At 70.4% G+C, this 9704-nt stretch carries 6 protein-coding genes and 2 pseudogenes; all 8 read right to left on the bottom strand.

The annotated features are described in order from the left end of the window. Positions 1 to 174 (bottom strand): annotated as a pseudogene (locus tag H505_RS52050) (IS5/IS1182 family transposase); the annotation flags it as partial. 540 nt (positions 175 to 714) lie between these two features. After that, positions 715 to 1182 carry an SUKH-3 domain-containing protein gene (locus tag H505_RS50725; protein ID WP_169528869.1) on the bottom strand — a complete coding sequence of 156 codons (468 nt, stop codon included), beginning with the start codon at positions 1180 to 1182 and terminating at the stop codon, positions 715 to 717. A gap of 5 nt (positions 1183 to 1187) precedes the next feature. Beyond that, complete coding sequence (locus H505_RS44830; RefSeq protein WP_211238578.1) at positions 1188 to 4427, bottom strand: RHS repeat-associated core domain-containing protein; 3240 nt, start codon at positions 4425 to 4427, stop codon at positions 1188 to 1190. Between the two features lie 99 nt (positions 4428 to 4526). Further along, positions 4527 to 4919: pseudogene (locus H505_RS52790) on the bottom strand (DUF6531 domain-containing protein); the annotation flags it as partial. Between the two features lie 563 nt (positions 4920 to 5482). Beyond that, positions 5483 to 5965, bottom strand: a complete 483-nt coding sequence (locus tag H505_RS0128270; RefSeq protein ID WP_233617900.1) for an NUDIX domain-containing protein — start codon at positions 5963 to 5965, stop codon at positions 5483 to 5485. Positions 5966 to 6000: 35 nt separating this feature from the next. After that, entirely contained in the window at positions 6001 to 6639 is a 639-nt protein-coding gene (locus H505_RS0128265; protein ID WP_034520229.1) for a GNAT family N-acetyltransferase, read from the bottom strand. 87 nt (positions 6640 to 6726) lie between these two features. Continuing rightward, positions 6727 to 7719, bottom strand: a complete 993-nt coding sequence (locus H505_RS0128260) for an aldo/keto reductase (protein ID WP_026404668.1) — start codon at positions 7717 to 7719, stop codon at positions 6727 to 6729. A 116-nt stretch (positions 7720 to 7835) separates the two neighbouring features. Further along, positions 7836 to 9641, bottom strand: coding sequence for a serine/threonine-protein kinase (locus H505_RS52045; RefSeq protein ID WP_051301259.1), 1806 nt, complete (start codon positions 9639 to 9641; stop codon positions 7836 to 7838). Positions 9642 to 9704: the final 63 nt, after the last annotated feature.

Genomic DNA, 9704 nt, shown 5'->3' with positions numbered 1-9704 from the left:
GAGCTGCGCGAACGTTTCGCCCTTCTTCAAGTACGCCAGCGTCATCAGCGCCTGCATGCCCGCCGTCAGTGCCCGGCCCTTGCTGCCGGCCTGCTTGCGGTGGCGGCCGACGACCCCGGTCACGTACTGCAGCGTCTGACGCGACAACGGCAGCGAAGAACGGTAGAAAAGCATGTGAAGCCTCTGGTGGGATCGGGCGGTGGTGAGAGCCCCCCCGTCCTACCAGGGCTTCTTTACGTTCCAGGGCCCGCCACACCGCCCGCGATCATGATGTGATCACGCACCGTCGGACGCTGCTGGAAAAGGTTCAGTGCTCATGTGCGCGAGCCGCGCGGCATCCGGCCCGAACCGTCCGAACCCAGCTTCGTGCACCGCTCACGTACGCGCGTCCAAGGGAACTCCGCCGCGCCACCGTCCACCCGGCGCGGGGTGTACATACCGTTGGCCGACGCCCGGTTCGTCCGTCCCGACCAACGTCCACGAGCAGGAGAGCGAAGCCGAACGGCGTAGGGGAGTGGTCCAGTCACGCCCTCGCCGCAACGAATCGCTCACCGTTCTCTCGCACGCGGCACGTCGGTTCTGAACCGGCGCTGCCGCAATAAACGAGTGCCAGGTTCCACGTCACGACCGGCCCGGCGGCTCTGTTTGAGCGAATCGTGCAGATCATGGACGAGCCCGTTCGGCTGTGAGGACCTTCATCAAGTACTGCTTCGGCTAGGGGTGCCATTCGCCGATCTTCGTCGGCTGCTCGCCTCGCAGCATCGCCGTTACGGCGGAGTCGAGGCCGTCGCCATAAGTGAACAGGTAGTTGTCCACCCCTGCGAAGATTTGCTGTGCGCCGACCATCAGGGTCATGTGCGCCCGGTTCTGACCTATGGGGTACAAGGGCAGGCCCGCGAGGCGCGTGTACTCCCGATAGGCTCTTTCCGGCAAACCGCGGACGCCGGCGACGGCATCGAAGTTCGTGAAGTCGAAGTGCCGGGTTTCGCCGATGTCGACGTACGGGGGGTGCTCGACGTGGAGTCCGTCGAACTCGCGGACGAGGTCCAGGGGGCCGGCCTCCGCTCGAAGGCCCAGGGAGTCCCACGCCTGCAGGGCCGGGGCCGTGTCCGCCGCTCTCCCCTCGAACCATCCGGCCGCACGGAGCAGCGAAACGACGTCCTCCGGGAAGCGGTCACCCATCGAACTCACCGTCCGAGCATATCGCTTCCCACGTCTCGGGCTCCTTGCGTCACCATCGTGCCGAGGCACGACAGGCAGGACGGTTTGATGTTCCCCGTGGCCGACTCGACGACGATGAATTCGACATCGCGAAGTTGGGCGCCGGGGTTGTTGCGGAGAACCATGCTGCCCGCCCGGACCTCCGCGCAGTTTCCGGCGTCCCCCGCGTAGGTTTGCCCGCCGCGCGACAAGTCGATGTCCGGGCTGATCGGGACGCGGCCGGTGGCTCCGGAATACCCGACCTCCCATTCATCGGGGTCGGTGCTGCCCTTGATCCGCGCCATCGCGGTCATCGAGGCGTCCGCCGGCGCGTTGTGCCTCTCCAGGCGCGCCTCATCGAGCAGTGCCTGATCGGGGTGCACCTCATCGTCGTCGTCAGACCCGCCATAGTTGTGCGGCGTGAGGCCGAGCGGATCGGCCCAGGTGGTCGGGTCGGGAACGTAGGAATGCGGCTTGGGCTGCGGGGTGATGCCCAGCGGGTCGGCCGTGACGTATCCGCCGGCCACCGGGTCGTAATAGCGGTTGTAGTTGTAGTTGTAGTTGAAACCGGTTTCGGGATCGTGGTACTGGCCCGGCATCCGCAGCGGGCAGAGGCTCGGGAAGGCGCCGCGCGCTCCCCAGATGTTCGCCGGCCGCGCCGCGACGACCTGTCCGTCCGCCCGGACGAGTTCGGCGGGCGCACCGACCAGATCAGCCACGATGGCATAGAACTGCGTGTCCACATGGGCCTGGGATTCACGGTCTGGATTCGCCTCGTGCTCGATCTGCGTCAACGGCCTGAACGTTCCGGGCTCGTAGTCCCAGGTGGTCGTTCGGGTTCGGTAGCGCCCGTTCTCGGAATCCCACACGCTGTGCGTCTGCTCCGCCAGGCGTGTGCCGTCCCAGGTGTAGGCGAATCGCTGGCGGACGGTCTCGCCCTCTTCGGCGAGCTGCTGCTTGGCGACGCGCCGTCCCAGCGCGTCGTAGTGGTAGCGCCACCGTGAGCCGCCGGGCACCCGGACCTCGACGAGGCGGTCTTCGGCGTCCCACTGGAACGTCCAGCGTCGGCGCCGGCCGGAGAGCGTCGTGTGCTCCCGGAGCACGACGCGTCCCTGTGCATCGTGCTCGTATCTGACGCGCCCGGCGCGTTTGATCAACGTTCCGGTGTACTCGCGGACTCCGCTGTCACCCGACTCCCCGTTGAACTCGGGCCACTCGCCGTGGACGATGTTGCCCATGTCGTCGTAGGCGTACCGCTCCGTCCATCCCTGGGCGCGCACCGCGGTCAGGCGGCCGCGCTCGTCGCTGTCGAAGGCGCGGTCGCCCGCGAGGCGGTCGGTCATGCCGGTGAGCCGGCCGTCGGCTCCATGGGCGTACGTCCGGTGCTGCTGGAGCGTCGCCTCCTCGCCGGGCCGGGCCGGGGCCGTCCACAGCGTCTGGGCCGAGAGCCGGCCCGCGTCGTCCCATTGCTGGGCGACGACGGCCTCCGCCCCGATCCGCCGCTCGATCTCCCGACCGGCGGCGTCGTGCTTGAAGGCCAGCGTCCGGCCTCCGGTGCGCAGATCGGTGGGGAGGCCCGCGGGCCCGTAGGTCCAGCGGCTCTCCGCACCCGACGGCGTGGTCCGGCCGACCACCTGGCCGCGGGCGTCGCGCGTGAGGCCGAGAGTCGCCGTGTTGCAGGTCTCGGCCAGGACGCGACCGACCTGGTCGTAGGTGAACCGGAGGTCGGCGTCGGGGCTCACCGCTTGCACGAGGCGCCCCACCGGGTCGTAGCCGAAAGTCGTGACCTTCGACCCCGCCGTCTTCCGGATCACCTTGCCGAGCACGTCCCGGTCATACGTCACGCTCTGCCCCGCGCCGTTGGTCCGGGCGGCCAGGCGCCCGGCCGCGTCGTGCGAGTAGGTGAGCGTGCGATGGTTGAAGTCGGTCTCCGCGATGATGCGTCCGCACGGGTCGTAGCGGTAGGACCAGGTCAGCCCCTCGGTGGTGGTCACCTGCGTCAGCCGTCTTTCGGCATCGTGCGTGAACGACAGGCTCGAACCGTCAGAGCGGATCATCTTGGTCGGAAAGTCGAGCGGGCCGTACTCGGTGCGCGTGCTCCGCCCGGACGGGTCGACGTACTCGACCGTGTTGCCCTCTCCGTCGTGACGCCAGCGTTCCGTCGCCCCGTCGTGCCGGGTGCGGAAGAGCAGGCGGCCTTCCGGCGACCAGCCGAACCGGTCCTGCCGTCCGGCCGGGTCGACCGATCCGGTCGGGAACCCCATGGCGTCGTAGGAGTACCGGTGCGTCGCGCCGCGCGGGTCGGTCACCGTGAGCGGGAGCCCCGCCCCATTGTTCTCGGCGGTGTAGGTGTGGCCGAGTGCGTCGGTAATGGCGACGGGAGCGCCCTGCGGCCCGTACTCGAACCTGGTGACGGCGCCCGAGGGATCGGTGCGTCGCACAAGATTGCCGCGTTCGTCGTACTCCTTCCGCCATTCGGCCCCGTCCGGCTGGACGATGCGGACGGCCAGGTCGAGCACGTTGTATTCGGCGGAAAGGGAAGCGCCGTCGGGATACTCGACGCGGGCGAGGTTGCCCCGCTCGTCGTAAGCGTGCCGGGTGGTGTGCCCGAGCGGATCCGTGCGCGCGAGAAGACGGTCGTGAGCGTCCCACTCGAAGCGCGTCACCGCGCCCAGCGGGTCGACCACCTCGACGATCTGGTCGAGATCGTTATACCGGTGCGTCGTCGTGTGGCCGAGCGCATCGGTGACCAGGGTGCGGCGGTTGCCGGGGTCGTAGGTGAAGGCGGCGTTCATCACGCCCTCGGAGCCCTCCCCGCGGACGGCCCGGCCTTCGTCGTCGTAGGTGTAGCGGTACCAGTGCTCGTTGCGGTCCACCCAGCCGGTCAGCCGGCCGCGGTCGTCGTAAGCGAACCGCTGCGGTACGCCGGAGGTGTCGTGGACCTCGGTCAGGTGCCCGGCCGTGTCGTAGCCGAAGCGGCGGAGCACCGTCCCGTCCGCGGTGCGCAGCGCGCTGATGCGCCTCTCCCCTTCCGCGCTCGCCGCGGTGTCGACGACGATCCGGTAGCCGCCCGAATGGCGGATCTCCACGAGGACCTGCTCCTCGTAGACCAGATCGATGCGGTTGCCGTTGCGGTCGGTGACGGCGGTCAGCGGCAGCCGGGACCAGCCCGTCTCCTCACCGGGCGCCGGGAAATGCAGCGTCCGGCCCGTCCGGGGGACGGTCAAGGTGTAGGAGCCCTCCGCGGTGAGCGTCAGCGGATGCAGGGGGCCCGCGGCGGGCAGCGAAACGACCTTCGGCACCAGGACCTGGGGATACGAGCGGACGGATCCGTCCGCGGCGAGGAAGTGGACGCCCTCGGCGTCCACGTCGAGAGCCTGATCGAGCGTCGACGCCCATGACGGCCCGAACCAGCGGCCCGCCCGATAGGACGACACGTGCGTCCGTTCCAGGACGAACGGCAGGACGCCCTGCCACGACACGTCCCGCTGGCTCAGCAGCACATCGCCGGTGATGATGCTGATCGGGTCCCCGCTCTTGGGCGTCTCCTCGGTGGGTCGCGCCTGCGACTGCTGGGAACCGCCCCTGCGGTCGCCGCCACGGCCGTCACCGGGATCGGCCGGGCCGGACGGTTTGCGGCCGTTCGGCCCGGCCGGCCCCCCGCCGTTCGGGCCGCCGCGCCGGCCTCCCTTGGGAGCGGGGAACAGGTTGCCGGCCATCTTGCCGAAGACCCCGCCGGCCCGTCCGCCCGCCCTGCCGCCCCGTCCCCGCCGACCACCCACCGCGCAGCCTCCGCCCGACGACACGGCACCACCGCATTCCACCGGATGGCGACATAGTGAAATGTGGTGCCATGACGATTATGTAGTCATATGTCGACGAGATTTTAACAATGAAGGCATGTCGACAGTCATATTGGATCGTTCCAGGTCGACCGGACTCGAACGTCGACGCGGAGGCGGAGGCGGCGCGACCGTTGCCGCGACTCAGGAGAGCCCAGACACCTTGGTAATCAACTGCGAGTCATTACTGTCGGCCGGCTGCTGGCACGAAGGTGCGCCGGCGGAGGAAAACCGAGGTATCGGGCGGGCAGTGGCCGCGCCAATCGATGTGCGGGCCGATGAGGGAGGCGCGTCCGATCACGGACCCGGAATTCACGTGGCAGTCGTAAGCGACCCGGACGCCGTCCCCGAGCAGGCTTCCGAATCTGCAGCACGCCCGAACCGTCCTCACCGAGCCCCATCGTTTCGTCGGCTCGCTCCGCTGACCCTCGAAACACGTCCTACTCGGGGAGGGCGGTGATGAGGGTGCGGAGGCGGGGGGACATTTCGGCCGGGAGGTCGTCGAGGGCGCACCAGCGGGCCTCGAGGATCTCGGCGGGGTCGAGGTCGAGGCGTCCGCCGGTCACTTCGGCCTCGTAGTAGGTCTCGACGCGGAAACGGAAACCGCTCGCCACCTGGAGCGGACGGTCGGCGACCGAGACCTCGAGGGACGTCTCCTCGCGGACCTCGCGTGCGACGCCGTCCTGGAGGCGCTCGCCCGCGTTGACGTAGCCGCCGGGCAGGCCCCACGCCTTGTACGGGGGCCACAGGCGGTGCCGGAGGAGGAGGATGCGGCCCTGGTCGTCGCGGACGATCCCGCCCGCGTACACGAGGAACGTGGGGTGCCGGAGGCGCGCCAGCCGCCACTGTGCACGTCCGCTCAGTTTCCTCCAGACGGGCGTCGCGATCCGGCGGGCCGTCACCTCGATCAAGCGTCCCCTCACCGGGCGAGTATGGCGCACCGGCCGGGCCGACGGCCTTAGGGGGCCCAGACCATCGTCTGCTGGTGCAGTTTCCCGCCGTTCTGCCGGATGCCCGGGACGAGGACGGACGGGCCGTGTTCGGTGAATCCCATACGGCGGAAGAATCGTACGGCGCGGGTGTTCTCGGTCAATGTCTGCAGATGGCAGCCGGGCGAGCCGGTGGCGCGGAGACGGTCGAGCCAGGCGTTCACCAGGCCGTCCGCCGCGCCGGTCCCGCGGGCTTCGGGCGCGACGTTGATGTGCAGGTGCGCGGGCCACCGCGAATCGTCGAACGTCTTGGCGGTCGGCCGGCGGCGCACCGCGGCGCCCGCCATGTCGGCCATGCTGCGGGCGAAGAACGCGAGGGGCTCCCGCCGGAAGAGCAGGCGGTGCTTCCGGACGGCCCGCATCAGCAGTTCGTCCTCGCCGGGAAAGGCCGAGGTGTCCTCGCAGCCGGTCAGGTAGCCGACGAGCCGCCCCTCGGAAACGGCGAGGAACAGGGATTCCGACTCGTGGTCGATGTAGGGGGCCAGGTAGATTTCCGCCTCGGAATCGGCGTGCCCCCACAATGACTCGGTGGGGGCGCCTTCACCGGCGCGGGCGAACAGTTCCCGCAGTTCAGCGCGGTCGTCCTCCGTGAACGTGCGGATCTCCACCAAGCCCCCCGGTCGAACGTATTTTCCGAAAGTGTCCCAGATCAGGCGTATCGGTGGTCGGTAATCGTCACCCCGCGGCTCGTCTTCTCATCGCAGCAGCGTGCCGCCGGACGCGGTGACGTCCGAGAGCACGCCGTCGATGCGGGCCAGGACGTCCGCCGGCAGGTCGAGGTGCGCGGCCGCCAGGTTCTCCTCGATGTGCGCGGGCGTGCGGCTCCCGGGGATCGGGACGACGTCGGGCCCGCGGTGCAGCAGCCACGCGAGCGCCAGCTGCCCGGGCGACACCTCCAGCTCCGCCGCGATCTTCCGGACCGCCGCGTACGCGTCGTGGTTCGCGGCGAGGTTCGCGTCGTCGAACCGCGGGTTGTTCCGCCGGAAGTCACCGTCCCCGACCTTCTCGACCGTCCCGGTCAGGAACCCGGCGCCGAGCGGGCTCCACGTCACGAGACCGACGCCGAGCTCCCGCGCGGCGGCGAGCAGGTCTGGGTCGACGGGCCGCCACATCGACCACTCGGTCTGGACGGCCTGCACCGGATGGGCGGCGTGGGCGCGGCGCAGCTGGTCGGCCGTCACGTTCGACAGGCCGAAGTACCGGACGAGCCCGTCCGCCACCAGCTCGCCGACGGCGCCCGCGGTGTCCTCGATCGGCACCTGCGGGTCCGGGAAGTGCGGGTAGTACAGGTCGATGACGTCGGTCCCCAGGTTGCGCAGGCTCGCCTCCGCGTACCCGCGGACGTGCCGCGGATCGCAGTTGACCGCCAGCTCCCCGAACGCGTATCCCACAGGGAACGGGTGCGGTTCGACACCCTCGGGCAGGGCGAAGCCGAACTTCGTCGCGACCGCGACGTCGTCCCGGCGGCCCTTCAGCGCCTGCCCGACGAGCCGCTCGTTGTGCCCGTCCTCGCCGTAGCCGTCGCTCGTGTCGACGAACGTCGCGCCGTGGTCGAACGCGTGCCGCAGCGCCGCCAGCCCCCGCTCGTCGTCGACCTCGCCGTACATCCCGGGCGACAGCACCATCGCGCCGAAGCCGACCGCCGACACCTCGAGCCGTCCGAGGGAACGGGTGGGAAGGATGCTCACTTGGATGACTCCTCAAGATCGGTTGCCCCCAGCGTGGGCCCACCGGCCCCCGCCCGTCCAAGACAAACCGTCATAGCCGGTGGTTATCGACTCCCGCGCCCTTCCTGCGGGCAAGTTCAGTAAGGGCGCGTGATCGTTCCGCTGTTTCCCCATTCGCCGTAGGTGACGGAGTACAGCGAATGGACGGTGTCAGACGCCGACAGGGCGGTCCACAGGTCGATGTCGAGCCGTTTCGGGAGATGGTCTCGGGTGGTGACGAGGGTGTAGGTCACCTGGGTGAGGTTTCCGCCGAACGACCGGTAGAAGGCCCCGACCGGCCCGCTCTCGGCGAGGGCGCCGCCGCGGGCCGTCCCCCGGAAGGTCACCGTTCCGCCATCAGCGTCGTGCTGGAGCGACGTGCTGGCGCGCAGCAGTTCGAGCACGTTGTACGGGGAGCTGACCAGGCGGACGTTCGACGCCATCCACACGTGCGAACCATCGGCGTCCACGGCGTCGCTCTCCGTGGAATGGCAGTGTTTCGGCGCGTCCCGGAGATACGCGCAGTTTCCCAGGATGATGACGCGCCTTGCCACGGAGTCGCCGACGAGGGGGTCCCCATGCGGGTGGCGCACCGTGAGGTCGTAGCCGGTGCTCTGCCCGGGGCGGTAGTGAAGGCGTCCGCGCGCCTCGAACGCCTCGTCGCTCTGCGATCTGAACCCCTCGGCGGTGAATCCGGCGGTCCGTCGCGATCCGACCGCCCCTTCGACGGCGTCGGCGACCTCGGCGGGCGCGGTCGGGACGGCGCCGGGTGCCGCGGCGGCCGTCCGGACGGGCACCGGGACGCCGCTCGGTGGGGCCGGTACCGCGACGCCGTCGTCCGGAGCCGCGCCGGGAACGGGGGCGCCGGCGCGGTCGACCGCCAGCGCGGCGCCGCCCGCAACGGCGATCACGACGGCTACGATGCCTCCGGCCAGGAGGCCGCGGCGGCCTCGGCCGTGCGGGCGGGGGATCCGGACGGTCGTCCAGCGCTCCGTGCGCTCGTCGGCGAGCGTCGCGTCGTCGGCCGTCGCGAGGGCGCGTCCACGGGCGAGCGCCTCCTGGGCGGCGATCGGACCGTCCGAGTGCTCCAGCAGGCGCAGCAGGATCTCCCGCCCGGTGGGACGCCGGGCGGGATTCTTGTGCAGGGACCGCCGCACGAGGTCGCGCAGAGGGCCGCCGAGACCGCCCAGGTCCGCCTCGCCCCTGACGATCCGGTTGAGGACGGCGGGGATCGTGTCCTGCCCGAAGGGCGGACGCCCGTTCGCCGCGAACGCGATCGTGGCGGCCCAGGCGAACACGTCCGCGGCGGGCCCGACGGTGTCCCCGGCGAGTTGCTCCGGCGCCATGTAGGACGGTGTGCCGATGACGGAGCCGCTCGCGGTCGCCGTGGCGTCGACGGCGCGGGCGACGCCGAAGTCGATCACCCGCGGACCGTCCGGGCCCACCAGAACGTTGCCCGGTTTGAAGTCGCGGTGGACGATGCCCGCCTGGTGGATCGCCGCGAGGGCGGTGGCCGTCCCGATCGCGAACCGGTACAGGGACGGGCCTCTCTGCGGGCCCTCCGTCTCGACGAGCCGCCGCAGCGAAGGGCCGTCGATGTACTCGGTGACGACGTAGGGGACGCCGTCGTCCTCGCCGGAGTCCCGAATTTCGGCGGTGCAGAAAGGGGCCACGCGGCGGGCCGCCGCGAGTTCCTTGCGGGCGGCGTCGCGGGAGCCGGCGCGGTCGTGCAGGATCTTGACCGCGACACGGTCCCCGCCGGGATCCTCGGCGAGGTACACGACACCTTGGCCGCCCTCGCCGAGCCGTCCGAGGAGCCGGTGGGCGCCGATGCGCTCCGGGTCCCTGGAGGTCAGCGGCGCGCAGGCGTGGAATGAGCCGGAGGTGCGGTCGGAGGCCTGCATCGGGTGACCTTTCGAATCCGGAGGTTCACGTCCACGTCGCCCGGACGTGTGCGATGGTTCGGT

The organism is Actinomadura rifamycini DSM 43936 (assembly GCF_000425065.1).
Classification (GTDB): Bacteria; Actinomycetota; Actinomycetes; order Streptosporangiales; family Streptosporangiaceae; genus Spirillospora; species Spirillospora rifamycini.
The sequence above is the reverse complement of the archived record's forward strand: the minus strand, read 5'-3'. Positions and strand labels throughout refer to the sequence as shown.

Bases quoted from the DNA above. Each gene is read 5' to 3' on its own strand.
- H505_RS52045 (WP_051301259.1), bottom strand. From the start codon at position 9,641: ATGCAGGCCTCCGACCGCACCTCCGGCTCATTCCACGCCTGCGCGCCG.
- H505_RS50725 (WP_169528869.1), bottom strand. From the start codon at position 1,182: ATGGGTGACCGCTTCCCGGAGGACGTCGTTTCGCTGCTCCGTGCGGCC.